Here is a 25,163-nt window from a genome sequence, read left to right as displayed (position 1 = left end):
AAATCCTTGGAAAAAGGATCTATAATTGTTAAATTTATATTACACTAATGTTATTAAATTGTTAATAAATGAATATCAAAGGATGCCATATTGCCTTTTTGACCATTTTATGTTGGTTTACATGCAGTCTACAAATTGCTAAGGCGCAGCATCATGATTTCGATTTTTACGATGGAAAAGTTTCAATTAATGTAAGCCCATCTTTCAATATTCCATTCAATGATAGTTTAACGGGAGCACGCGTACAGGAGTTCTACCAAACTGCCGATCAGGCAGAATACCATGATCTGGTAAATAGTTTACTCGAATACAAAGATAAACAACACCTCAACGACTGGGTATATTATCAGCTTGTGCGTCGCACAGCACAACAAATTGCACCAAAAACGGAGAACTATGCACGTTACACGCTATACAAATGGTTTCTGATGTGCAAATCTGGATATGATGCGCGTTTGGCAGTAGGAAATAATCAGATTGTCTTTTTTATTCAGAACAATGAGGATATTTCTGATATTCCTTTTTTTGAAGTTGATGGTAAGAAATATACATGTTTAAATTTCCATGATTATGGAAAACTATTTCAACGGGCAGACACCTATATCCCTGTAAATATTAAAGTGCCGGAAGCCACCAACGATTTCAGCTATAAAATCACAAAGCTACCGGATTTTGTACCTGCAAACTACGTTGAAAAACAAATTGCATTCAATTATGGTCATAAAGCTTATCATTTTAATGTAAAGCTGAATCATGATATCAGCGACCTTTTCAAAAATTATCCGGGAGTGGATTTCGAGACCTATTTCAATATTCCATTGAGTAAGGAAACTTATCAATCATTGGTTCCTGCCCTCAAAGAAAATCTAAAAGGAAAGAAAGAAAAAGAAGGTCTAGATTATTTAATGCGGTTTACACGCTATGCATTTTTGTATGAGAATGACGAAGATAATTTCGGGACAGAAAAACGGCTATCTCCAGAGCAGACATTATTAAATAAATATAGCGACTGTGATGATCGTGTAGCACTATTTTTTTACCTAGTTAAAGAGATTTACAATCTGCCAATGATCACTCTCCTCTACCCTACGCATATCACGATGGCCGTCCAATTTGAACATCCTATTGGTGACGCAATTCTGTACAATGGTAAATACTATTCAGTATGTGAGCCTACTCCGCAAGCCCAAAGTTTAGCCATCGGTCAATTATCAGATGAACTCAAGAATCAATCGTATCAGATCGTTTATCACTATGAACCTAGGTAAAATTTCCCGCAAAAAATAGCCACTTAGCTATAGTTATTACATCTTAATAATAAAGTCTAATAGATCAGTATATCTACCATCTGTACGGTATGCTGCAATGGTTACCGTATTTTCTCTGCCTTCGGATTTAATTGTGATCACATAATCAAGTCCATCCGCACAACGTGCGCATTCATTAATTTTAGCATCCATTAATTTATAAGTATTGATATAGTTGGACAGCTGTTTTAATGTAGCCTCACTTGTTTTATAAACTTTATCTTTTTTTGCCCCTGATAGATCATCTTTAGGATATTTAATTTCAGTCTTATTTTGATCAATGCTGATGTTCACCCCATTACCCCAGCCAGAAATTCCTTTTATCTCTATTTTGAGGCCATCAGGTTCAGTGTCGGGTTTATCATCTGACTTTTTGCACCCAAAAAACAGGACAATACTTAATACAAATAAATAGAATATTTTTTTCATCATTTAAAGTTTATATTATTTGACTGTGTAACGAAATATTAGAACGTGATGCTACAAAAAAAATCCTGCCCTGTGCAGGATTTTTTTGTATAGTTTATCAAAATAAAGTTTTTACCCTTTTAATTAGTTGTAAGTAATTACGGGACATCCTCCTTTCCCAGGATCCTCCATTCCCCCTCGTAGCTCTGTATCAACAACCTTAAAAATAACTCTTTCTCTCGATGCATTATCTGGATATTTTGGATCAGTTATCGTGAATTTAATATAAATTCCTATTGCTGGCCTATATCTTTGATCTGTTTTACCTCCAACCGAATAATGCCCGCCAGCTATAACATCATGAGGGTAATAAAATTTTTTAATAAAAAAATCTGAAGGATGGGCTCTTTGCATATTTGGATAAAACTCACGCCACCCAGAATTAACGCTACTATTAGTTACTCCTTCATTGTAAAGTTCATACTTACTAAAAGACCGTATAAACTGAAATGAACCTATATGCCCATCACCAAAGTTCTTTCGATTCAATAAAGTTAGCTTTACACTATCTAATCTTACATGATTAACCAAATCACTAACCTCATCATTCTCAAACTGAGAAATTATACGGAAAATCGGTTGCTTTTTTATGCTAAATTGGCCTTGTCTTACTCTTTCATACGGCCATGCATTCGAGCACTGATAGTAGTTTTCATCGAACCTTAGATTTAAGGCAAAATTACGCAAATCTCCTTTCTCAGATTCAAAAAGCAATATTAACCCAATAGCATAATCGTATAATGGAACATAATAGGACGGCGAAAGTCCATCTTTACCTGTATAAAACTGGATATTATATAAATTATTTGTAAGGCTTGTTGTTCCAGTTGTTTTAACAATCCCATTGTATTGTAACGTTGTCTGTGTATTAGTAGCAGACTTTGATCCACCAACAAAAGACTTCACAAAACCAAATAATCCTTTAATTACGCTTACTCCAGCGGCAATAGTTGTAATAGGAACAGCTGCACGAAGATTAGCAGCTTTCATATTATTTTTTTCCGTAGACATTAAATCGGCCCTAGACTGAACATTTGGAATAGCCTCTTTTAATTTATTTATTGATTCTAAAAGAGCTCCTGCAGAAGATGTATATTCTACGCCACCATTAATAAATTTAGCAAAATCAAAACTAGACTTTCCTGCTCCTCCAATTACTGATTTGGCTGTCAAAGCAGAAAAATCTGAACCCAAATTTAATTCTGTCTCATTGACTCCAAATACATTCAATACTAAATTAGTATCATACCCCAAAGATTTAGCTAATACAAAATCAAAGTTCATCCACACATCACTTGCATTTTTCTTAGTAACGCTAATTAGGGACAAATCCTTATCTTCTTTATCGATAATAAATTGGTCAGGGGGAGCTGAAAAGCTGAGCATCCCATTATGCTTTTCAGGGATGGTATAACTAAGTTTTGCTACATAATGTGTTTTCGTTCCTTCACTTAAATCTTGTACTCTATAATTGTAGACAAAAAATCTCAATACGCCAGAGTAAATATTATATAATACGAAAAAAGGAGTCTGTGCGGGCCTATCTGCTGTACCGAAGTCTTTCAAATATAGCACCCACCCCAATTCGGAACGATAGTCTCTATCGGAATTATTTAGTGGATTGCCAAAAGTATTCCAAGGTAATGGCCTTTCTATAGATGGACTAGGTTGATTATTGATTTTTGGTTTAAAATATAATTTAACTGTTGTTAAGGTAGGATCATCCCATTTCCAATTTTTATTAGCATTTTGTTCATTTGGGTTTGTTATTGCTGTAGCTTTTGTCTTTCCTGTTGTAGTACTTTCTTCAATCGTTTTTGTACTTTCGAATTTTTCATTCTTAGTACATGAAGATAAACATAAAAAACAAAGCTAGGGATGTTATCTTCAGAAGATTACTATTCCTGATTGAATTTTTTAATTTTTCTTTTCTCATAATTTTAAATTTATATTATTTGACTACACAAGGAAATATTCTAAAAGAGTTACAAAAAAATCCTGCTGAAAGCAGGATTTTCTATTTTACTAAACTATAATTTATTCTAGTATTTATTGTTTTTAGGATCCCAACTAGCCCAGCCTTTTGTCCAGTCTGTTGTAGTCCCCATTGCTCCAATAAACGTCTCTTTTGTTAAAGAAGCTAGATCTCCTTCATATTTCGCTTTTCCTAAAGCTGGTGAATCAGCTTTCAATAAAAGGTTCGGAGCTGCAATGGTTGTATTTGTAAGTCCAGCTGCAGCTAGATTAGCAACTGTAAAATCACCAAATCCATTTAAATAACCCGTTAAGTCAGCTACTGATGCAAACGATGTAACATCTTTTAAAACATAGTTTGCTTTATTACCAAATACCATATTATTTGAGAGAATTGAGCGACCTGCTTTCAATTCAGCAGCAGGGAAGTCCGAGTTAAACTCAATTCCAGCTGTTTTACCATCTACTATAATTGAATTTGCAAGAACCATACGGCTGTTTAGCCCAAAATGTACAGTAGCTCCGTGTTTATCAACATCGGTCCCCACTCCAGGCCCAATAAAAGTAAAGTTAGATAAGACTGGTCTAGAGTACATATTATTTGCCACAGCAGCCTTATTTTCTAGCTCAATTCCACGTGAAGTACCAGCTCCGTCAGAAATCATTGGATCTTTGATAGAAATTCCGTACTGGATTGCTCCGGTATAACCTTGGTCAAAATCGAAATCGTCATCAGTACCTCTATAAGCTATTAAATGAGATGCATTTACTGTCCCTCCGAAAAATTCGAAAGCATCATCCCCCCCATAAGAGACTTGAATATGGTGAATTTTAGTTTCAGAACCAACTGCACATAATGTTAATCCATTGATTTCTTTATCTGTTTGAATTGGGTTTCCAGCAAATTCGATACGTGCATAAGTTAACTCTCCAGAATTATCATTTAAAACCGGATTTGTTCCACCTCCGTACGTTGCAACCGTAGCACCTAATACACCACTTTCATATTGAGAGGTACCATCAGCAGAATTCACCTTAGATTTACCACAAATAATTATTCCTGACCAATCTCCCACGTTTCTATTTCCAGATGTTTGATCTGATGTAAAAACAATAGGATTTGTTGCTGTACCATTTGCTTTTAATTTGCCTCCTTTTTCAACAATCAGCGCAGCCTTCGTTGCTTTCTCTCCTTTTATGATAGTACCTGCTGGTATTTCCAAAGTTCCCCCATCCATTACCTGCACATAACCTCTTAACAAGTATGTTTTGGAAGCACTTAAAACTTTATTGCTCGTAATTTTCCCTTCAATTACCTCTACATCTCCACTTCCAGGGTTAGGATTAGGGTCAACTGGGCTTGGATCTGACTTACTGCAGCTTGCAATACTCATAGAAGTCGCTACTAAAGCTAACGCAAACCATTTTGAACTCATGTTTAATTTCATAATTTGTTTTTTTTTCAAAGCTACAAGCCAAGTGTAACCTTAATGTTAACTAATATTTATTTAATCTTTAAAATCTATAACCGAATGAGAGAGACACGTTTCTACCATATTGAATAGAATTTATTAAACGATCTCCCGCCTCATTGTACTTACCACTTTTATCTACGTCCTGATAGAAAATTGATTTGCTATCCAATAGATTGCCAATATTTAGCTTTAGTTCTGCTTTCTTAGAAATAATTTTTTTAGAGAGTTGAAAGTCCAAAACACTCCTTGGGGCCTCGAAAATGTCAGGATACTCACTTATAAAGTTTGCATTTTCATAACGCCCAAAACCTACTATATCGATTCTTCGACCGATACGATTAAAGAAAAGATTCGCATCAAAAAGACGGTCAGATGAATATTGAAGACCAAAGTTCAATAAGAACGGTGATTGCCCATACAATGACCTTTTGTTCTCCATCGTTGGTTGTGAACCTTCAAAATTCACCTCAGACTTCATAATTGCTGCATTTGTACTAAAAACCAAATTTTTGAAGAACTCTGCATCTGGATCAATAAATCCAAAGTCATGACGTATTTCAATTTCCCCACCTAGTATATATGCTTTTGGAGCATTGGTGAAAGACATTAACTTACTAGCAGGTGAAGATCCTGAGATAATATTTGATTCAATCGGATCTTTCAAATCTTTATAGAATGCCGAAACTGAGATCAATTTTCCAAGACTTGGATAAAATTCATAACGCAAATCAAAATTTGAGATTCTAGTTCTCTTAACATCAGGATTTCCTTTTTTTGTAATACCAGTCACAAAGTCATAAAAGGAAAAAGATGCCAATTCACGAAATTGCGCTCGCGCCAAGGTATTTGAAAAGCTAAATCGTAAATTAGTCTTTGGATTTAGTTCATATGTCAAGTTAAGTGATGGCAAAAAATCATTATATGTATTGTTTACATTATTTTCTTCACTGGAATTTAGGTTACCAGTTAACAATTTTTCCTTATAATTTTCGTAACGAACGCCTAAACTAGCTTTCAACTTTTCTGTAACTTTTCCAGAAAGCATGGCAAATGCAGCATTTAGATCCCCTGTACCTTCATAATAATTATCGGGATTAGTAATATCTTCCAAAACTAAAGTTTTATTTGAGATATTATCTGGAGCAAAAATTTTATCTAATGGCATCGCTAATAAATTCTTCTGATCAGCTGTACTTTCACTTAAATCTCTATATGCCAAAACTCGAGCATCAACCGTACGCTTTTTATTTTGTTTTAAAATTCCCGTTTTAAATGTTTGTTCCTGACCTAACAGCTTTGTTGATATAGACCAATTTACTGCCCCACCATAAATATTCTCATTCAAAGTGCTATAAAACCGTCCTGCTCCTGATGGAGAAGGGATTGTACCCACACTAGCAGAATATGGACTATTCGGATCACTACCTTCTTTTTTCGAATAAATTGTCCTTCGTAAATCTGGCTGATCCACATTGACATTACTATAAGAAAGATTCCAAGAAAGTTTGGATTGCTTATCGTTATTAAGTAAATACTCGCCATCGAAAACAGAATTAAACATTCTTTTTTGAACAGTTTCGAGTAAGGTTACTTTCCTCATCTCTTTTGTTCCGTCATCAAACCATCCTTCTCGTTGCGTATAGGATTGCTCTAAACCTTGATTAAAGATATTTTTAAAGGATAGCTTAAGATCGTCTTTGATATATGATATGTTACCCAATGCTCCTATATTAGAATTGAAGCGATAGTATGTATCATTATAACTAAAGATTTTGAGATCTTTACCTTGATCAAGAGTATTAAAGTCATTTCTTACTTCTGGTGAAATTGTTTCAGAATTGCGGTAAGATAAGGATCCAATAATACCTAATTTTCCCGCATTACTAAGTAGGTAAGAATTCCCAAACGTAATCTGTGCATTTTGAGCTGGTAATACTTTTCCGAGTTTTTCAGTTACCCAAGTATTTTTAAATTGTTTACTATAATTTACTTTATCACTAAGATTTAAATTGGAGTAGTCTTGAAAAGAGCCTGGAAAGCTATTGGGTAATTTATTGTCAGGATTTAATGTCGCAAAATAATTACCAGCTGATCTTTTATTTCCATAAAAATCTTTGAACGTACTTAAAGAATTATATCCAAGACCGACAGATACTTCAAAGGATTTTCGATCTGGAAAGTCCTTTGTCTTCACATTTATAGCCCCTCCTGTCAAATCCCCAGGTAGATCTGCGCTTGCCGTTTTACTGATAACAATATTATCGATCAATGACGAAGGAATAATATCGAATGAAAATGCTTTACGATCGGATTCCGTACTTGGTAACGGACTATTATTTAGCAATGCTGAATTATAACGGTCACTTAGTCCGCGGATAATAATGAATTTATTATCCTGAACACTTGCACCACTGACACGCTTTAACACTTCTCCCGTATTTTTATCTGGTGTCTTTTTTATTACTTCGGCTGAAATACCGTCTGAGATTGAAATACTATTTTTTTGTTGTGCATACAATGCACCTATAGATTCCTTCTTAAATGTACCAGTAATAACAACCTGATCCAGTACTTTACCCTCGGAATTGTCAAGAACCACATTTAAATTGGTTACATCCTTATCTTTAATCTCTACATCAGTAATCTGCTTTGTTGCAAACCCCAAGTAGCTAAATTCTAATGTATACTTCCCTGCCGGCACAGCTGGAATATTGTAATTACCTGTTACATCCGAACTTCCTACGCGTGCCGTTCCAAGAACCTTTACCGTCACCCCCGCGATGGTTTCTCCTGTCTTGACATTTGTAACTTTACCTGCAATCTTCCCACTCCCCTGTGCATAAACTGTTGTTGACGCAGCTACGACGAATGTAATGGCAGCAGCGATTCTTTTGAGTTGTAATTGTGGTTCCAATTTATTTTGTTTTTTGTTTCTGCAAAGCTATTGCCATGATATTATATTAACATTAACAAGGAATTACCATTACGTAAACCACTTGTTAATTTAATGTTACTCATCAAGATTTTGTGTTTATATTTTGGGCAAAAACACATCTAAACTGCATTTTGAGCGGAGATTTTATAATTTCTATCGGATTATATTAAAGCAGTGTAATAAAATTATTAAGTCAAAAAGTTATTAACATATTAATGCTATTTCCACGTTTTTGGCGTAGTCCCTCTTATTCTATAGCTTATCACAAGAAAAGTCCCCCCTGTTTATCGAACAAAATGCTAAGAATCATCTTATTATTGCAATATAATTGCATATACAAAGCAATTTCTCTAAGTTTGAATATATTTTTAATTTTTGAGCATATGACCAACCCGATCGTATCTACTGAACAGCTAACATTCCAATATACGAATGCAAAAAGCATCGCATTTCCTGATATCCATATCGAGAAAGGACAGCACACACTACTATTGGGCGATTCAGGCACGGGAAAAACAACCTTATTAAACATGTTGGGTGGCCTATCCCGACCTGAAACTGGTCATGTTAGAATTAATGGTCAAGATCTTTCGCTATTATCAAATAGCAAAATAGATAAGTTCAGATCGCAATATATTGGGTTTATCTTCCAGGAGGCTCACCTTCTCAAAAATTTAACTTTGCTAGAAAATATCAAATTAGCACAGTCGCTCGCCGGAAAAAAAGTCAATGTAGACGAGATTCATCAAGTATTGAAACAATTGCAGTTGGAGGACAAAACTGGTGCCTATCCAAATGAACTGAGTCGTGGCCAACTGCAACGCGCCGCTATTGCGCGTAGTGTGATCAATAAGCCGGCGCTGCTCATTGCGGATGAACCCACAGCAGCTTTAGATGATAACAATACAAATCGTGTGCTGGAACTCCTTTTGGATATCGCAGATACTGCCGGCTCAACTCTATTGATCACCACGCATGATAAACGGATTAAAGATCAGTTTTCAAAAATGTATCTCTTAAAATAATTGCTTACGCCAAATATTCATCACCCTTTTAGATTCAAAATTTGCTATGAACACGATACAGTTGGTTTGGAAAAATTTAAGTAGACAATTCGGTTCTGTCTTTTTGAGCATTTTACTGACAGCTTTTGGAATCTCCATACTGGCTGTACTCTCGATTACAGGTGAAACATTCGAAAAGCAGCTCGACAACAACAGTAAGAACATTGACCTGGTCGTCGGAGCCAAAGGTAGTCCTCTTCAATTGATCCTATCCAGCGTATATCATATTGACAACCCAACGGGAAATATACCTTTGAACGAACTCGAGCCACTGCGTCAGAACCCGCTTGTACAATTAGCGGTTCCCTTGTCATTGGGTGATAACTTTAAGGGACATCGAATTGTCGGTACGGACTCTTCTTTTCTGGCCATCTATGGCACCAAAATAAATAACGGCCGCATCTGGCAAAAAAACTTTGAGGTCGTTATCGGTGAACAGGTAGCTAAAAAAAACAACTTGAAAATAGGTGACCAGATCAACAGCTCACATGGACTGAGCAAGGATGGCCATAGTCATGACGAACATCCTTTTACTATTGTGGGTATTCTAAAGCAAAACAACAACGTAACTGACAACCTCATATTGACCAACCTCGAAAGCGTCTGGGATGTTCATGGTATCGCCCATGATCATGCCGATCACGAAACAGCAGCTCAAAAAGAAAAACGTGAACGGGAAGAAGACCGCGAAGAAACGGTTAAAGCACACCTGCACCACCATGGCGAGGGTTTGCCGGAAAATTCTACTGCACAAGTAGCAACTAATGAAAAGGAGCATCATGACCATGAAGGACATGCTGATCATGAACACGAAGAGGAAGGTGTATTTGTTAAATCCATCGGCGCGGATATGGTGAAACAGAATGGTCTTGAAATAACGGCTATTTTAATAAAATACCAGTCACCGGCAGCCATCGGTATATTGCCCAAAATGATCGACCAACAAACTGATATGCAAGCGGCTTCTCCGGCTATGGAAAGTACGCGTCTGTTTTCACTCCTGGGTGTAGGAATAGATTCTTTGGCTATCCTTGCTTATGTCATCATGCTCATTGCTGGCCTGAGTGTATTTATTAACCTCTACAATGCTTTGAAACAACGTAAGTATGATCTGGCCATTATGCGTACACTCGGTGCGTCTAAAGGAAAGTTATTCAACATTGTTCTGTTGGAAGGTCTGATCATAACGATCGTTGGTGGATTGGTGGGACTGTTATTGGCACATCTGGCATTATACTATATCAGTAACCAAACGAGCCAGAGCGCTGACTTTATCGAAGCTTTTAGGCTACATCCAAAAGAATTGGTATTTTTGCTTATCGCTTGTCTCATTGGCGTCCTAGCAGCGCTGATTCCTGCTGTGAAAGCGTACAGGACAAGTATAGCTGGTACTTTATCAAACAAATAGGACGAATGGTTAATTGGAGTAAAAAAACATAAGAATAGCGTATGCAAGATAAATCCTGCATGTGCATCGGCGAAATCTCAGTACGCAATACGTTATACTCAATACTAAAACAGATGAAACCCTTATGATTTATTCATCACCGGATAAATCTGCTAGCTTCATCACAGCTAAAAATTAAACAGATGAAAAAAATTATCACGGCATTTGCCTTCATATTCTTCAGCATTATACAGGTACATGCACAGATCGGTAGCAATCCGGATGTTCCCGATCATACACCTATGATGAACAAAACTTGGGAAGCAATTGATAAGATGGCTTATAAAGTAACTTATAATGGGGCAAAGAAAGTATATACTCCTTTCTATCCCAAAGAGCTTAAAGCGCTTGAAAATAAAATTGTTGAATTACCAGGTTATATGGTTCCTCTTCATAGTGGTCGTAATCATAAAAACTTTATGATGTCTGTATTACCCGTGATGCAATGTCAATTCTGTGGATCCAACGGAATACCACCAATGGTTGAAGTAACGTTAAAAGGTAGTGCGATAAAATTCTCTGAGGATCCGATTAAATTAAAAGGAAAAATGATCTTTACCAAAGATCCGCTTAAGGGAAATGCTGAAATTCAGATTGTAGACGCAGAACCAATAAAATAAACTAGCGCCTATTATTAAACCATTAAATGGGCTTTGCAGATCTCTCACAGCCCATTTACTGGGCCAGAGTCGTCTTTTATTATCTATTCAGTAGGGAAACTTCCATACAAGCTGCTAAAGCAGCTGTTTCCGTCCTTAAGCGCGCTTCTCCCAGCGAAATCGGATGAAATCCCATCTGTAGTGCCAAATCAATTTCCTCTTCAGAGAAATCTCCTTCCGGACCAATGAGGATAATATAATGCTGAGCAGGCTCCAAAACCTGGTTTAAATACTTCTTTTCAGCGTCAACACAGTGTGCAATTGCCTTTTGAACACCTTCTTTTGGGATTTCTCTCAAAAACTGTTTAAACGATACTGCTGGATTTAGCTTGGGAAGATAGGCTTTCAACGATTGTTTCATCGCTGCAACTACCACCTTATTTAGACGATCTAATTTCACCTCTTTTCGCTCAGAATGCTCACAGATAACTGGAGTTATTTCTTGAATGCCAACCTCAGTCGCCTTCTCCAAAAACCATTCGATGCGATCAATATTCTTCGTTGGACCAACAGCAATATGCAAATGATATTTTGGCTGCTGAAATTCCTCCTCAACAGTTAAGATCGTAAGAACAGTACGTTTGGGATGAGGGTCAATAATTTGAGCTTCGTACAAACCACCGCGACCGTCTATGAGATGTAGGCGATCACCAGTATCCATACGAAGCACACGAATAGCATGTTTACTTTCTTCTTCACTAAGGATAAAATTTTCTAATGAAGGGTTTAAATCCGGTGTAAAAAATAACTGCATGTGCTTTCGTTATTGTTTTATTCTTCTGTATCATCATCGGCCGATTCGACCAATTCCAATTTGACAAACTCTATGTTCTGCTGGGCCTTACGGATAATAGTGAATACGTAACCATATTCTTCTTTACGCTCACCGACTTCAGGAATCTTATCAAAGATTTCGCTCACCAGACCGGACATCGTATCGTAATCCTGACTCTCGGGTAATTCTATCGGGAGAAATTCATTCACATCATGAATACTAGCGCCTGCATCGACCATATATTCCGTTTCCGAGATACGTTCGACAACTGGAGTTTCCTCATCGTATTCATCCTGAATCTCACCAACAAGTTCCTCAACAATATCTTCCAGGGTAACCATACCCGCAGTTCCACCAAATTCATCCAATACAATCGCTAACTGTAGACGCTTTTGCTGGAACTCAGCCATTAGATCATTGATCTTCTTCGTCTCAGGAATGAAATAAGGTTTGCGCATGATATTTCTCATGACAACCTCTTTTCCTTTAGCTAAGAGGGGTAAAATATCTTTCGTATGGACAATACCAACGATTTGATCAATATTATCCTCATAAATTGGCAGACGAGAGTACCCTTCTTCAGTCATGGTTTCTATCAGCTCAGAGGCATCAGCCGTGACCTCCACAGCCACAATTTTGGTACGAGGTACCATAATATTCTTAACGATACGTTCGTTAAAATCAAATACATTTTTGATCAACTCGTGCTCAGAAATATCCAAAGCACCAGACTCCTTACCTTTATCCAAAAGATATTGCAACTCTTCAGAAGAGTGTGCAGATTCCCCTTTAGTAACTTCAAATCCTAAAATCTTCAACAGAAAATTAGCGAAACCATTTAAAATCCAAATAAATGGTCTAAAGATAAAGTAGAAAAATTGCAGTGGAACCGCAATTTTCATTGTTGTTGCAACAGGTTTTTGAATCGCAATTGATTTAGGAGCGAGCTCTCCAAATACAATGTGTAACACGGTAATAATCGTAAAAGCCAATATATGACCTGCATTCGTCGCGATTGTACCTGTCAATTCAACACCGAAAAAACCTAGTACCCCCTGCACAATTTGGGTCATTACAGCCTCTCCTACCCAACCTAAGGCCAGTGAAGAAAGTGTAATACCCAATTGTGTAGCGGCCAAATAACCATCCAAATGCTCCGTTATACTTTTGGCTATTGTAGCAACTTTGCTACCTGTTTTTGCCTGAACTTCAATTTGGGAGACTCGGACCTTGACAATAGCAAATTCTGCCGCGACAAAAAAGCCGTTGGCCAATACTAAAAACAATGTCCAAAATATATCGAGCGCCATGCTTGGGGTTATTTGTTAACAAATTCTTTTTTGTACAAATCGATAGCCTCGATCAAGATTCTTTGTGCTTCTTCACGTCCTTTTACACCCTCAACAATGACATGCTTCTTTTCAAGTGCTTTATAACTCTCAAAGAACTGTACAATCTCCTTCATGGTATGCGGAGGTAACTGATCAATATCTTTAATGTAATTAAAAACGGGATCATTTTTAGCTACCGCAATAATTTTATCATCTTGTTCTCCACCATCAACCATATTCATCACACCAATGACCTGTGCTTCAACCAATGTTAATGGTAAAATATCCACTGAACAAATGACCAAAATATCCAAAGGATCTTTGTCATCGCAATAAGTCTGTGGGATAAAACCATAATTGGCAGGATAAACGACAGATGAACTCATTACTCTGTCCAAAAGCAACAAACCAGTTTCTTTGTCTAATTCATACTTTCCTTTGGATCCGTTTGTAATCTCAATGATAGCATTTACGGCATTTGGAACATTCTCACCTGGAGAAACCATGTGCCAAGGGTTTTGTTTACTCATTTTTTATTTTACTGTATATTTTGTTTGTTTCTTTTATCTTTTATACGCTTTTTTAACAACGTTATTGCAATTGGTAAAAATGCGATCACAATCATACCAACGACAACATATTCTACATAATGTATAATCCAAGGGAACTCAATACCAAGGAAATATCCAGACAGGGTCAATACAAGTACCCAAATGGCAGCTCCGGCAACATTATACAGAACGAACTTCTTAAAATCTAATTTTACAACACCTGCAAAGATAGGTGCAAAAGTACGAACTATTGGAACAAATCTTCCTATAATTAAAGCAGTTCCACCATATTTATGGTAAAATTCTTCGGCCATGACCACATATTTTCGCTTAAAGATGAAACTATCTTTTCGCTTAAACAGCATCGGCCCCGCTCGATAACCAAACCAATACCCTGTAAAATTCCCTAACACTCCCGCTATAAACAAGCCCAAACAAAGCGTGTATATATTAACGTCAATTTTATTTAGCGCGCAAAATAACCCTGCAAGAAATAATAAATAATCACCAGGTAGAAAAAATCCAAAAAATAGGCCCGTCTCAGCAAATACAATTAAGATAACCAAATAAAACCCTCCTGAACTCAATAGTTCCTCCGGGTTTAATAATTGTTGAAATGACAACAAGAGTTCATGCATAACCTTTAGTAAAAATCAATGTTGCGTTCCTTTTTTAGAACAACTCCCACGCTTATCTCTGTACAAATTTGAAACAACAAGGTACAAATATAGCATTCTTCTAAAAAACGAACGTAAATCAAGTGTAATATAATCCTTTCTAATTATTGATTTTGAGCAGTTATACTGACGATAGACTCGCGAATAGTAGTCGCAATTTCATGAAGTTCGTCCTCTGCCAAGCTCAATTTAGGTCCAGCAAAGTTTAAATCACTAATTTTATTAATAGGCACCAAATGTATATGTGCGTGAGCCACTTCTAAACCAACAACTGCAACACCGACTTTTACACAGGGAATTACCTTTTTAATACCTTGAGCAACAATCTTAGCAAAGACCCAAAGCGCCATATATTCATCATCTTCTATATCAAAAATGTAATCGGTCTCTTTCTTAGGGATCACAAGAACGTGCCCCTTAGCCAATGGACTGATATCCAAAAAAGCTAGAAAATCATTACTTTCTGCAACTTTGTAAGCTGGGATCTCCCCAGCAACGATTTTTGAAAAAATTGTCGACATATTATTCTAATCTTGGAATAAATCTTTTAAACAATAATTAGCAAAAAACAGACTTTAAAATGCAAAGCCTTCGGTATGTTAACAATTAAAATTTAACTGCAGATTTTATCACACCCTGTTTTTCTACTGCCAACAAATATAAACAAAAAAGGTCGCGATTACTATATCACGACCTTCTTAATATAAAGTTAATTTGTGGATGTGCGGTTATGGCATACCGCACATAACCGACATATATTATCTTGAAATCTCTACGATCTCGAATTCAATTTTACCGGCAGGCACTTCAATAACAGCTGTATCACCTTTCGATTTTCCCAACAAACCCTGGGCAATAGGAGATTTAACTGAAATCTTGCCCGACTTCAAATCTGCTTCTGACTCCGCCACCAATTGATAAGTCATTTCAGCACCATTCTTTTTGTTCTTGATCTTAACAATCGATAAGGCCAAAACTTTAGATGTATCTAATTTGGACTCATCAATTAAACGTGCTGTAGCCAATGTGTTCTCCAAATTGGCAATTTTAGCTTCGTGAAGCCCCTGAGCTTCTTTAGCAGCATCATACTCTGCATTTTCTGACAAATCTCCTTTGTCTCTAGCCTCTGCAATAGCATTGGCAATTTTAGACCTTCCTTCCGTCTTCAGATAAGCCAATTCCTCTTTAAGCTTACGCAATCCTTCTTCCGTAAAATAAGTTACTTCTGCCATAATTTTATCTTTTTTCTTATTTTCTACTTTTTAAAAAAGAAACAAGACCATATTTCCCTCGTCAGGAAACATGGTCTTGCTTTGAATCTATACGAAGATAATAATTGTTTTCAACAAAACAAATTCTTACCCGTTAAATAAAATTAAATCTCTTCCTCATCAACAAATTTATATCCCAGCCCCCGAACTGTTTGTAGATAATGTGGCTTATCTGGATTTGTTTCGATCTTTTTCCTTAAACGAACCACATGCATATCCAAAGTACGTGTGTTGACATTTGAGCTATAACCCCAGACAACCTCCATTAACTCCTCGCGTGTAATCTCCCGGCCTAAGTTTTGTAAAAAATGAAGCAAAATTCGGTTTTCCAAAATGGTCAACTCAACTTTCCTTCCGTCACGTATTAAGGAATGAATATTCGGATGATGTTCCGTTTGCCCAAATTTATATACTTCGGGACTGTTCTTAGGTAAGAAAAATTTCACCTTATTATCGATCATAGCAATAAGCACATCCATATTGAATGGCTTACTAATGTAATCAGTCACACCAAAGCTATAGGCTTCAATTTTGTCCACATCTTGAGACTTCGCTGTCATCATGATAATGATATTCTCAAACCCGGCTTTACGGACATCTTCACAGATTTCGTTGCCTTCTTTTCCTGGAAGCATCCAATCCAACAAAACCACATCGGGTCTCTTTTCCAAGATCAAACTTTCCGCTTCATTCCCATTTCCACTCTGAATGACCTGATAGCCTTCGGATTCCAATCGATGTTTTACCAAGAACCGTAAGTTCTCATCATCTTCAATAACAGCAACAGTGATGTCTTTATTCATATTTAAATTTATTTTTTAAACCGGAAATACCAAGGTAAAGGTGGTCCCCTGTCCCAATTGACTTTTTACTGTAATATCACCGCCTATAAATTCGGTAATCTCTTTACAGAAAGCCAAGCCCAAACCGATACTTCCTTGCTGATTATATTGACTTTTTATTCTATAAAACTTTTTGAAGATGTTGTTAAACTCTGCCTTCTCAATACCTATTCCTTCATCCTTAAAAGTGATAACAAAATTCTTCTTGTTTTGTTGTATCGCAATATCTAAGATTTTATGCCCCGCTTTCGAATATTTATAGGCATTATCGATCATATTTTGAAACACACTACTTAACAGTACCGGATCTGCAAGCATTGATGTTCTTACATCAATTTTTGTGCTAATCTTGAAATCCGCATATTTTATTCTTGACGAAGCTACTAGATTTTCGGTAAATTCCTCCAAATCAACTTCTTCTTTATTTAATTTTATGGTTTTATTTTCGATCTGACTAAAAGACAACAGCTTATTCATCAAGTTATTTAATCGGTCTGCCTCCTGATCTAATATATTTCCATACATTTTCCGCTCTTCATCAGAGAGTACCTGCGCACTCTTAATATTATTTCCAGCAATTTTAATAACACTCACAGGCGTCTTAAACTCGTGGGTAAGATTATTGATGAAATCGTACTGCAATTTAAAAAGTCTTCCGTTAATTTCTAAATTTCTATAAATTAAATATAATATTGCAATCAAAATAATATAAATCAGGGATACCCCTCCCAATACCGGCCAAAAACTGCGATTTATCTCTTTTGACAGAAAACTTTTACTCGACCTAAAAAGAAGTTTGTAGTCTGCTAACGCTCCAGGTAACGGCATCTCCGTTGAAATCTCGTCATTTTCCGGCGTGATCGGAGCACCAACCAGTGGCACTATTTCTACTTTCTCATAAAGATTTGAATAACTATTTTTTACTTCCAGATACATTGGATCAATCTGAAAATTGAACATATCCTGTTCATATCCGACAGTATGATCCAAATTACCTTCCATAATGGACTTATAGACTATTAAGTCGTTGACCCTTGGAATATTCAGATAGGTAATCTGTCCAGGTCTTATGGTATAAAAAACCTTCAGAATATCCTTATCAGAAAGCTTGGCATTCGGTTGCAATTTATCGATATAAGTTGCCAGCTTCACACCAATATTATTAATCTCTTCGGAATGCAAGCCCATCTGTCCACGATCCCGAATCGTATTTTTATTCAGGCCAGACCTGGAAACGGTAAAAAAAGTAATGGTTTTCGGTTGAATTCTAAGGTTATTAACAATAAAACCATAGTTCAAGTTATGATCATTATTAAATTGTAAATCAAAAAAACCAATTTCTCTAACGAATGGGTAGGAACTTAATATACTATATGCATATTTTCCCGCCTGGACTGAATCCAAAAAACCTTGATAAAAAGATACTTCAGGAATTCTATTCTGAAAAAAATCATTGAAAGGGACTAAGGTTTGATCAAATATCTCCGATTTCCGATTGGTAAATTCGTTCTTAATATGTGATTCTGTATAATTACGCGAAAGAAAAAGGGCAAATATATACAGACCACTAATCACGATGAAAAACATCAACAATAATCCGTAATTTTTTCGATAGCTATATTTCTCTGCTTTCATAATCTCCCGCCCTTAGTCTACAAGATATTTCGCCAAAAACCGCTCCAACTCATTATAGTAACCAAAGACATTCTCGTCCCGTTTAAAAGTTCTATCCTCGTCCTCTTTTAGGATGTATTGTACGGGAATATTATTATTCTTTAATTTCTGTACAAATTGATTTGCATCTGTTACCGAACTAAACCGATCCTTTCCTCCCTGTACCAATAGCACCGGTATCTTTACTTTATCCGAATGAAATACAGGTGAAATATTTTTAAATAGCTCAGCCTCCCGAATCGGATTCCCAACTACTTGATACATTTTCTGCACATACGATTTAAAATATGGCGGTATATCTCTAAAGTAAGTGAACAGATTGGTATAGCCGGAATAAGACACGGCACATTTATAAAGATCAGAATTAAAACAAGCAGCGTGTAGCGCCGAATAGCCTCCGAAACCTTTCCCTACAATAGCGACACGTTCCCGATCAGCAATTCCTTCTTTAATCAACCATTTTACCCCATCAGTAATATCATCCTGAATCTTCCCGCCCCATTCCTTAAATCCCGCAGTCCAAAACTTCTTACCAAAACCGGTCGATCCCCTATAGTTCATCTGAAAAACCAAATAACCCCTGTTCGCCAAAAACTGCGCTTCGTTATCGAATCCCCAAACCTCCCGTCCGTTAGGTCCATCATGGGGCAATACAACCATAGGCAGATTTTTGCGATTGGAATGAATGGGATAAGTTAAATAACCCGAAATCTGAATGCCATCTCTCGCCGTATAAGTGATATACTCATTTGGAGAAAGTTCTTTGTCTTTTAGATCGGAATTATTATCTGTTAGCTTCGTTAATTTTTGAGTCGAAAAATCATAGAAATAAATCCCGCCCGGGTTTACGTCCGTATAGGTTTTGATAATGACCTTGTTCCCCGAAATATCAGTATTCAATACCTGAAACTCAAAGCCATCAATCTGCTTCGACAATTGATCATATTTCTTTTTGGTAGCCTCATCAAAAAAATGTCTGTTCTGTCTTGATGTGCTATAATTGACAAATAACAGCTTATTCTGTTCAGTGAAATACCCCCCAGGGCTCACGTCAACATCTTTATGACTATATAGCTCGCCCAGCTCTTTTTGGTTTAATAAATCATAACTTACCAAGGCCAGTTTATCCCTGTCTATATTGGATAAAGCATAAATGATGGCATTTGAACTATCCTTATAACCCAGTGGAGTAAAACTACTTTCAACATCACATCGTATAATCTCTTTAAATGGTTCTTTTTCTGAACTTCTATAGAGCACAGATTGCTGTACAGAATCGTTGGCCACAGCCAATCGTACCTGCCCATCATTAGATACAACCCAGGAGCTCATATTTCCCGGATTCTGTAAAACCAATTCCCGAGGCCTCCCGTCTAAATAGATACGATAAAGGTCAAAAAAAGAAGAGTCTCTATCGTTGATTCCCGCTATAAAACTATCACCTCCGGTCGCCATAGCATGAATCCATCGAAACCGACCTCGTACCGGTTTAATCAATGGCCAAATCTTTTCTGTGTTGATGTCCACAGCATATAAACGTAAACTGTCCTGCGAAGATTGTTCCGTCAAAAAGGAAATTTTTGAATCATTGTTCCAAGCGAAGGATTTTACATTAATATCATTTTGATAAGTAAGCTGTTTGGAACTATCCTTATTGATCAAATCTATTAAATAGATATTTTTGCAATGATTATCTAAGCCAATGTAAGCGATAAATCGACCATTTGGAGAAATCTTAAAATTTGATTTTTCAGGTGTAGAAAAAAATTGATTTATTGGAATAAGATCAACACTATGTCGTTGACACCCCAACATGATCATGGCAGAAAAAAACAAACCTATCCAAAATTTCATCCTCATAATCCCAAATACATCCTTATCATTTATTCCAAATATTGCAATTAAATACGGAATTGCATGAAATGCAACCTTATTTTTACAAGATATAGTAATTAAATGTAATATTCAAACTTATCTCGGTTCTGTCCTTTAGAATCTTTTTTATCGCAGAAAAATAGCGTATTTTTGCATATGTTTTTATACAATGTCTCCGTTATAGCAGAAGAAACAATCCATCAAGAGGTCGTTTCATGGATTCAGGATAATATCGTGCAATCCCAAAAATTTCAAGTGCATTTTCTGGAAATGCTACAGTCTCCACACGAAGGTATGACCTACTGCATTCAAGTTATACTCCCTACAGAAGACCATATAGCAGATTTTCAGCAAGTGCATCTAATTCCATTACAACAACTCATTTCGGAAGTATATAAAGACAAGGTGTTCCTTTTCGACAGTACCATGAAGTATCTAAAAAAATAAAAGAGCTCTGTGGAGCTCTTTTATTTTTTTATTTCATTAATATCGTTACCATCTTCTTCAAAGTTCTTATTATTCTTTTCACCTATCTCTGCCGCCAATTCATAGCGCGGATCATAACTGATTTTTGGCGTTAAAAAATGAAGTAAAATCAAACGGGCATATCTAAAATTAAAAGGTGCGAAGACCAAAATGGTTACAGCTAGACCAATCAGATAAGACCAAGGAGACTCGCTTCCTGTCAAAATTGCGATAGCAACAGATACAGTAACAATCTCAGCGACAGACAAAGCATAACTCACATACATGGCAGCATAGAAATACCCCGGCTCAACCTCGTACTTGACACCACAATAAGGGCAAGTATCATTCATATGCTGCTTATGTAAACTGTATACCTTTCCTACAAATACATTACCAATATGACACTTCGGACATTTGGAATGTATCATTGCATGGAATTTGGATGTGGGCATTAAGAATCTATTTTATTTCGTTTAAAAATTTCTTTGTTACGGGGTTCTTCTTGCGGTATTTTTTATACCATAAATAACCAAGGCCCGCCGCGGCTAGATAAGGTATTACCAATAGAAACAAAATACCGTCATTCAGACCTCTTCCTTGCATATTTCCTTCCTTCGTAGAATTCTCAGCGTTCAATGTACACATCGCACACTGTCCGTACGAAACAGACACAGCCGAGCAGCTTAAGGTAAATATTAGGAGTAAATATTTAAACCATTTCATAGCACAAAGGTACTGAAATTTTAACGATTAGCGTGCCAAAGATTCAAATTTATCCCAAAAGCCATCTTTCGGCAAAGAAGCGATCAATTCCATCTTATCCTTTTTTATTGGATGCGTAAAGGTCAATGAACGAGAATGTAAACAAATACTGCCCAAAGAACTGCCTCTTGGATATCCATACTTATTATCACCAACAATAGGACATCCCATCGCTGCAAGTTGCGCACGAATCTGATGTGTACGACCTGTTAAAGGCTCTACGCGCAGCAAATAGAATCCATTCAACTCACCCACCAATGTATAATCCAACTCGGCATAACTTCCGCCTTTCACCTCGCGTGGAAAGGCCTTTGTTACCCTTGTTTGTCTATTCCGAACCAACCAATTGATAAGTTTCCCCTCAGTTTTTCGCGGACGCTGTCTAACGATTGCCAAATAGGTCTTTTTCACATGTCTATCCTGAAAAAATTTATTCATTCGCTCTAGCGCCTTGCTTGTTTTGGCGAACAAAATCATACCACTAACAGGTCTATCTAATCGATGAATAACACCAACAAATGCTTCATTTGGCTTATCATATTTCTTTTTCAAATATACTTTCACCATATCTTCTAAAGATAGGTCTCCTGTTTCATCCACCTGCACAATATCCCCGGCTTTCTTATTTATAGCGATGAGATGATTGTCTTCGTAAATGACGTCTTTATCGGTTATTTCGCTGTGATTCATTTCTTTCAAATATAAAAGGGTTATCCAAATACTATACAGTGCTAAGACCTGTTGAGTTGGATCCCATAATGACGCTATTATTTATTAAAAAAGGCCCTACGCAAGCGTACAGCCTTTCCTTATGTTCTTTTTTAACACAACTTACTTTGCAGTGTCCGCTTTAAGCAACTCAGCTTTTTTCGCATCCTCCTTCATCTTCTTTTTAAAGAAACCACGCAACAAGAAATTATGCTGCAATGCCTCCATATTCTCGTCCAGTTTGGATGTGCTCGAATTTAAATTATTGATTGCCGATTTAATTTGATTTGCCGATGCCGGGTCATTCAATAACACACCCACCGCATTATCTTTATCATTCAATCGACTTGAAGCATTATTCAAATTGTTTATCAATGCATTTGCTGTCTGAGAAACTCCTTGCAACTGCGCTGCAGACTGACGCAGGTTAGAGAATATAGCGGTATCAGTCGTTAAATCATGAATCAAGCCCTTATTGCTATTTAAAGAGTTTGTCAAGGTAACCAAATTAGCAGATGCTTTATTCGCATTATTCATTGCAGCACTGATTGACAATAATGTAGCACGCAATGTATTAACCATAGAAGTATCGGTCAACATCGCTCCAACCATTCCTTTTCCGTCCGCCAATCCACGTGATATTTCTACAAAGTCAGTCGTAATCTTTGCTAAGTTTTCATTATTTACCTGCAATGTTTCCATCATTGCTTCCATGTCCGCAGTCTTCGCCGAACGCAAGAAATCACCTGTCTCCACTGTTGGCGCATTTTGCGACCCTCCAGAAATCACTACGATCTTGTTACCAATCAAACCGTCCGAGCCCAATTTTGTTACAGCATCTTTACGAATATATTCAGCAGATTTCTCCTCGATTGTCAATACCACCTCAACATCCTGCACGCTTTTAAAATGTATATTCTTAATGATCCCTACCTTAACCCCAGAAAACCACACATTACTCCCCACTTTCAATCCAGCGACATCGGGAAATGAAGTCGTAATTTCGATATTTCTAGTAAATTTCTTTTGCTGGCTACCCAAAATAAAAATACCCGCTAAAAGAATCAATACGCCTAAAAAAACAAAAATACCGACAATGATTGCTCTTTTATTTTCTGCCTTACTCATGTATATTATAGAATAAAATTATAATTATAAAACGCTCTTACACGTGCGTCATCTGTATCAAAAATCTCTTCAAAAGACCCCTGTCTTTCAAACTTGCCATCCAACAACATTACAATACGGTCTCCCACCTCTTTCGCACAAGCTAAATCATGCGTAATAATAATTGATGCTGTTTTATACCTCTCCTGAACCTCATTAATCAATCCATTAATCTCCAAACAAGTGATCGGATCTAGTCCTGCTGTTGGTTCATCGTACATCATGATTTCAGGTCTAAGAATCAGTGTGCGCGCAATACCAATTCGTTTACGTTGTCCACCCGACAACTCCGATGGCATCTGACTGATAGCTTGCGAAAGCCCTACTCCATCCAAAACCTCTTCTACAGCGTAGTTGATCTCCGAACGTGTTAAGTTCCGTTTATTTCGAACCAATGGAAATTCCAAATTTTCGCGCACAGTCATACTATCATAAAGCGCACTATTCTGAAAAGAAAACCCTATTTTTAAGCGTAATTCACGCAGTTCGCGATCATTTAATTCAAGAACTGACTCTCCCAAAACATTGATCGTCCCCTCATCCGGTCTTAATAAACCAGAAATCAATTTGATCAACACTGATTTCCCCGTTCCAGAACGTCCAAGCACAACGAGATTTTCTTCTTTATATAAATCCAGGTTGACACCACGTAGGACGTGATTATCACCGAAAGACTTGCTAACATCCCTTATTTCAATGACCGGCTTCGAATGGTCGATGGTTGATTTAATCTTTTCCATAGCTCGCTATCCAAAGAACGATAAAACTTGAACAATAATTATTTCCTCAATAAATACAAGGAACATCGAAGCTACAACGGCAGCATTGGCTGCCTTACCCACACCTTCAGTCCCCTTTGAAGAAAAATAACCGCAATAACAACTTACAGCTCCAATAGTAAAACCAAATATAACCGCACGCAAAACCATAGCACCTAAATCCTTAAATGCTATCGTCTCAAATACTTGCGTAAAAAAACTCAAAAAGCTTAAGTCGTCTTTACTCATCATACTTAGGTAACCGCCTAAAAGACCTATACCCGCTACATAAAAACATAGTACAGGAATCCCAATAGTTGTAGCTAATATTCTACTTACAATAAGATACTTATATGGATTAGTTCCCGAAACTTCCATGGCATCGATTTGCTCCGTGACATTCATCGAACTTAGTTCCGCACCGATTTGCGAGCCCACTTTACCCGAAGCTATTAAAGCTGTCACCAGCGGTGCAAGAGCACGAACAATAGCAATCGAAATAAGCGAAGGCAACATCGAAGTCGCCCCGAATTCTTCCAAAGAAGGACGCGATTGTTTTGTAAAGACAAATCCAACAATAAACCCCGTTAAACTGATCAAAGGCAAAGATTTGTAGCCTATTTCATAGCACTGGCGGACAATTTCTTTAAATTCATATGGTGGAGTTACCAATTCGCGCCAAAACCGTAGCAAAAAACGGTGAATGTTTGCGAATTCTAGAAAAAAAGTCTGAAGTTTTTTAGCCATTTAAATGATGTCTATTTCAAATTAATGTGTCATAAAACACGTCTTATGCTGAACAAACACGTAGCAATTCGAGCGGTAAAGGTAAATAAAAAATATGTATCTAAAATTGTCGTTTATGTAAAAAGATCATCAATTTGACTTTTATATAAAAAAAATCAGATTTCCAGTGTACCGATTAAACCATTTTATACGTTATGCTGTCATAATAACAAAGACAATACAATAGAG

The 25,163-nt window shown here is 36.8% G+C and carries 24 protein-coding genes; 5 read left to right on the top strand and 19 right to left on the bottom strand.

Going from position 1 to position 25,163, the window contains the following annotated elements; translation table 11 throughout:
- Nucleotides 1-68 precede the first annotated feature (68 nt).
- Nucleotides 69-1,268, top strand: coding sequence for a hypothetical protein (locus CBM24_RS07150; protein WP_088160675.1), 1,200 nt, complete (start codon nucleotides 69-71; stop codon nucleotides 1,266-1,268).
- A 36-nt stretch (nucleotides 1,269-1,304) separates the two neighbouring features.
- Here the strand turns inward: CBM24_RS07150 and CBM24_RS07145 are convergent, their stop codons facing one another.
- The 4 genes from CBM24_RS07145 to CBM24_RS07125 all read right to left on the bottom strand — a co-directional run bounded on the left by CBM24_RS07145 (nucleotide 1,305) and on the right by CBM24_RS07125 (nucleotide 8,138).
- Entirely contained in the window at nucleotides 1,305-1,739 is a 435-nt protein-coding gene (locus tag CBM24_RS07145; protein ID WP_157698399.1) for a hypothetical protein, read from the bottom strand.
- 120 nt (nucleotides 1,740-1,859) lie between these two features.
- Nucleotides 1,860-3,341 carry a hypothetical protein gene (locus tag CBM24_RS07140; protein WP_088160673.1) on the bottom strand — a complete coding sequence of 494 codons (1,482 nt, stop codon included), beginning with the start codon at nucleotides 3,339-3,341 and terminating at the stop codon, nucleotides 1,860-1,862.
- Between the two features lie 476 nt (nucleotides 3,342-3,817).
- Entirely contained in the window at nucleotides 3,818-5,215 is a 1,398-nt protein-coding gene (locus CBM24_RS07130) for a T9SS C-terminal target domain-containing protein (RefSeq protein ID WP_157698397.1), read from the bottom strand.
- A 49-nt stretch (nucleotides 5,216-5,264) separates the two neighbouring features.
- Nucleotides 5,265-8,138: a TonB-dependent receptor gene (locus tag CBM24_RS07125; protein WP_088160670.1), complete on the bottom strand. Its 2,874-nt coding sequence runs from the start codon at nucleotides 8,136-8,138 to the stop codon at nucleotides 5,265-5,267.
- A gap of 404 nt (nucleotides 8,139-8,542) precedes the next feature.
- Here CBM24_RS07125 and CBM24_RS07120 point away from each other — a divergent pair, with 404 nt between their 5' ends.
- From CBM24_RS07120 to CBM24_RS07110, 3 genes are all read left to right on the top strand, one after another.
- On the top strand, nucleotides 8,543-9,184 hold the full coding sequence (locus CBM24_RS07120; RefSeq protein ID WP_088160669.1) for an ABC transporter ATP-binding protein: 642 nt from the start codon (nucleotides 8,543-8,545) through the stop codon (nucleotides 9,182-9,184).
- A gap of 46 nt (nucleotides 9,185-9,230) precedes the next feature.
- Nucleotides 9,231-10,631, top strand: coding sequence for an ABC transporter permease (locus CBM24_RS07115; RefSeq protein WP_088160668.1), 1,401 nt, complete (start codon nucleotides 9,231-9,233; stop codon nucleotides 10,629-10,631).
- A gap of 182 nt (nucleotides 10,632-10,813) precedes the next feature.
- Nucleotides 10,814-11,290, top strand: coding sequence for a hypothetical protein (locus CBM24_RS07110; RefSeq protein ID WP_088160667.1), 477 nt, complete (start codon nucleotides 10,814-10,816; stop codon nucleotides 11,288-11,290).
- A 79-nt stretch (nucleotides 11,291-11,369) separates the two neighbouring features.
- Here CBM24_RS07110 and CBM24_RS07105 read toward each other — a convergent pair whose 3' ends face one another.
- The 9 genes from CBM24_RS07105 to CBM24_RS07065 all read right to left on the bottom strand — a co-directional run bounded on the left by CBM24_RS07105 (nucleotide 11,370) and on the right by CBM24_RS07065 (nucleotide 20,304).
- On the bottom strand, nucleotides 11,370-12,083 hold the full coding sequence (locus CBM24_RS07105) for a 16S rRNA (uracil(1498)-N(3))-methyltransferase (protein WP_088160666.1): 714 nt from the start codon (nucleotides 12,081-12,083) through the stop codon (nucleotides 11,370-11,372).
- Nucleotides 12,084-12,100: 17 nt separating this feature from the next.
- Nucleotides 12,101-13,414, bottom strand: a complete 1,314-nt coding sequence (locus tag CBM24_RS07100; RefSeq protein ID WP_088160665.1) for a hemolysin family protein — start codon at nucleotides 13,412-13,414, stop codon at nucleotides 12,101-12,103.
- Between the two features lie 8 nt (nucleotides 13,415-13,422).
- Nucleotides 13,423-13,965, bottom strand: a complete 543-nt coding sequence (locus CBM24_RS07095) for an inorganic diphosphatase (RefSeq protein WP_075991667.1) — start codon at nucleotides 13,963-13,965, stop codon at nucleotides 13,423-13,425.
- An 8-nt stretch (nucleotides 13,966-13,973) separates the two neighbouring features.
- Nucleotides 13,974-14,624 (bottom strand): DedA family protein, encoded by a 651-nt coding sequence (locus CBM24_RS07090; protein ID WP_075991666.1) that lies wholly within the window; start codon nucleotides 14,622-14,624, stop codon nucleotides 13,974-13,976.
- 143 nt (nucleotides 14,625-14,767) lie between these two features.
- Nucleotides 14,768-15,184 carry an HIT family protein gene (locus tag CBM24_RS07085; RefSeq protein WP_075991665.1) on the bottom strand — a complete coding sequence of 139 codons (417 nt, stop codon included), beginning with the start codon at nucleotides 15,182-15,184 and terminating at the stop codon, nucleotides 14,768-14,770.
- A 237-nt stretch (nucleotides 15,185-15,421) separates the two neighbouring features.
- Nucleotides 15,422-15,895, bottom strand: a complete 474-nt coding sequence (greA, locus tag CBM24_RS07080; protein WP_046674213.1) for a transcription elongation factor GreA — start codon at nucleotides 15,893-15,895, stop codon at nucleotides 15,422-15,424.
- 143 nt (nucleotides 15,896-16,038) lie between these two features.
- The gene (locus tag CBM24_RS07075; protein ID WP_046674214.1) at nucleotides 16,039-16,737 is read right to left on the bottom strand and encodes a response regulator transcription factor; all 699 of its coding nucleotides are present in this window, start codon (nucleotides 16,735-16,737) and stop codon (nucleotides 16,039-16,041) included.
- 15 nt (nucleotides 16,738-16,752) lie between these two features.
- Nucleotides 16,753-18,411, bottom strand: a complete 1,659-nt coding sequence (locus CBM24_RS07070) for a sensor histidine kinase (protein ID WP_088160664.1) — start codon at nucleotides 18,409-18,411, stop codon at nucleotides 16,753-16,755.
- Nucleotides 18,412-18,423: 12 nt separating this feature from the next.
- On the bottom strand, nucleotides 18,424-20,304 hold the full coding sequence (locus CBM24_RS07065) for an alpha/beta hydrolase family protein (RefSeq protein WP_088160663.1): 1,881 nt from the start codon (nucleotides 20,302-20,304) through the stop codon (nucleotides 18,424-18,426).
- Between the two features lie 177 nt (nucleotides 20,305-20,481).
- Between CBM24_RS07065 and CBM24_RS07060 the strand changes: the two genes are divergently transcribed.
- Complete coding sequence (locus CBM24_RS07060) at nucleotides 20,482-20,772, top strand: DUF4286 family protein (protein WP_070567317.1); 291 nt, start codon at nucleotides 20,482-20,484, stop codon at nucleotides 20,770-20,772.
- Nucleotides 20,773-20,792: 20 nt separating this feature from the next.
- On the opposite strand, the gene CBM24_RS07055 is transcribed toward CBM24_RS07060, so the two are convergent.
- The 6 genes from CBM24_RS07055 to CBM24_RS07030 all read right to left on the bottom strand — a co-directional run bounded on the left by CBM24_RS07055 (nucleotide 20,793) and on the right by CBM24_RS07030 (nucleotide 24,935).
- A complete protein-coding gene (locus CBM24_RS07055; RefSeq protein WP_232475712.1) occupies nucleotides 20,793-21,143 on the bottom strand; it encodes a DUF983 domain-containing protein in 351 nt (116 codons plus the stop codon).
- Between the two features lie 109 nt (nucleotides 21,144-21,252).
- Nucleotides 21,253-21,516 carry a hypothetical protein gene (locus CBM24_RS07050; RefSeq protein ID WP_070567322.1) on the bottom strand — a complete coding sequence of 88 codons (264 nt, stop codon included), beginning with the start codon at nucleotides 21,514-21,516 and terminating at the stop codon, nucleotides 21,253-21,255.
- Nucleotides 21,517-21,543: 27 nt separating this feature from the next.
- Nucleotides 21,544-22,245, bottom strand: a complete 702-nt coding sequence (locus CBM24_RS07045; RefSeq protein WP_070567324.1) for an RluA family pseudouridine synthase — start codon at nucleotides 22,243-22,245, stop codon at nucleotides 21,544-21,546.
- 141 nt (nucleotides 22,246-22,386) lie between these two features.
- Nucleotides 22,387-23,391 carry an MlaD family protein gene (locus CBM24_RS07040; protein ID WP_070567326.1) on the bottom strand — a complete coding sequence of 335 codons (1,005 nt, stop codon included), beginning with the start codon at nucleotides 23,389-23,391 and terminating at the stop codon, nucleotides 22,387-22,389.
- 5 nt (nucleotides 23,392-23,396) lie between these two features.
- Nucleotides 23,397-24,170 carry an ABC transporter ATP-binding protein gene (locus tag CBM24_RS07035; RefSeq protein ID WP_088160662.1) on the bottom strand — a complete coding sequence of 258 codons (774 nt, stop codon included), beginning with the start codon at nucleotides 24,168-24,170 and terminating at the stop codon, nucleotides 23,397-23,399.
- Between the two features lie 6 nt (nucleotides 24,171-24,176).
- Nucleotides 24,177-24,935 (bottom strand): MlaE family ABC transporter permease, encoded by a 759-nt coding sequence (locus CBM24_RS07030; RefSeq protein WP_075991659.1) that lies wholly within the window; start codon nucleotides 24,933-24,935, stop codon nucleotides 24,177-24,179.
- Nucleotides 24,936-25,163 lie beyond the last annotated feature (228 nt).

This window comes from Sphingobacterium sp. G1-14 (assembly GCF_002196555.1).
GTDB classification, from domain to species: Bacteria; Bacteroidota; Bacteroidia; order Sphingobacteriales; family Sphingobacteriaceae; genus Sphingobacterium; species Sphingobacterium siyangense.
Note: the sequence above shows the minus strand (reverse complement) of the source record. Positions and strands in the feature narration are given on the sequence as shown.